Origin of the sequence: Corallococcus praedator, assembly GCF_003612125.1 — a bacterium.
GTDB classification, from domain to species: Bacteria; Myxococcota; Myxococcia; order Myxococcales; family Myxococcaceae; genus Corallococcus; species Corallococcus praedator.
Window position 1 is genome coordinate 1 of record NZ_RAWI01000747.1, and the last position, 1,418, is coordinate 1,418.

Sequence of the window (1,418 nt, forward strand, 5' to 3'; positions counted from 1 at the left end):
GCCCCCGCACCATCCGGAACCCCAGCCGGAGCGCCCCGTCCTCCAACGTGCAGTCCCAACTGGAGCGGCGCACGTCCACCGGCCGCACCTCCACCCCGTGCCGCTGCACGTCCGCCACCAACGTGTGCGGCGCGTAGAACCCCATGGGCTGCGAGTTGAGCAGCGCCGCCGTGAACGCCGCCGGGTAGTGGCACTTCAGCCAGCTGGACGCATACGCAATCAACGCGAAGCTCGCGGAATGGCTCTCCGGGAACCCGTAGTGCGCGAAGCCCCGGAAGTGGTTGAACCACTCCTCCGCCTGGGGGCGTGCGTAGCCGCGCGCCTCGCAGCCCTCCACGAACCGGCCCCGGTACGGGAGGATCCGCTCCTCCGCGTGCTTGTGGCTGAGCGCCCTTCTGAGCCCGTCCGCCTCCCCCGCGCTGAAGCCCGCCGCCACCATCGCCAGCCGCATCGCCTGCTCCTGGAAGAGCGGCACGCCCAGCGTCTTCTGGAGGATGCCCCGCACCGCCTCGCTCGGGTACGTCACCGGCTCCTGGCCATGCCGGCGGCGCAGGTAGGGGTGCACCATGTTGCCCACGATGGGCCCTGGCCGGATGAGGGCGATCTGCACCACCAGGTCATAGAACTCCCGGGGCCGCAGCCGGGGCAGCATGTTCATCTGCGCGCGGCTCTCAATCTGGAACACGCCCACCGTGTCCGCCTCGCACAGCATGTCGTAGACCTTCGGATCCTCCGGCGGCACCGTCGCCAGGGACAGCTCACGGCCGTGATGCTGGCGGATCAACGCGAAGCACTTCGACAGCGCCGTCAACATGCCCAGCGCCAGCAGGTCCACCTTCAACAGGCCCACCGCGTTGATGTCGTCCTTCTCCCACTGGATGACGGTGCGCCCCGGCATCGCCGCGTTCTCCACCGGCACCAGGTCCACCAGCGGCTCGCGCGTCATCACGAAGCCACCCACGTGGATGGACAGGTGCCGGGGCACGCCCTCCAGCTCCTTCGCCACCGACAGCGTCCTCAACACCCGCCCGTCCGTGGGGGACAGGCCCGCCTCCTTGAGGACGTCCGGCGTCACCTGGAAGCCATGCGCCGAGGCCACCCGCGACAGCCGGTCCACCTGATCCAACGACAACCCCAGCGACTTGCCCGCCTCCCGGAGCGCCAGCCGGCCCCGGTAGCAGATGACCTCGCACACCATGCCCGCCTTGTGGCGGCCGTGCTTCGCGTAGACGTACTGGAGCACCTCCTCGCGGCGCTCGTGTTCGAAGTCCACGTCGATGTCCGGCGGCTCCCGGCGCTCCATGCTGAGGAAGCGCTCGAACAACAGCCCCATGCGCACCGGGTCGATGGCGGTGATGCCCAGCGCGTAGCAGACCGCCGAGTTCGCCGCGCTGCCCCGCCCCTGACAGAGGATCCCC

General features: G+C 69.9%; 1 protein-coding gene. It reads right to left on the reverse strand.

What is annotated here, in order from left to right:
• Positions 1–1,418 (reverse strand): helix-hairpin-helix domain-containing protein (locus D7Y13_RS41435; protein ID WP_500683195.1); only part of this gene is annotated, 1,418 nt, incomplete at both ends.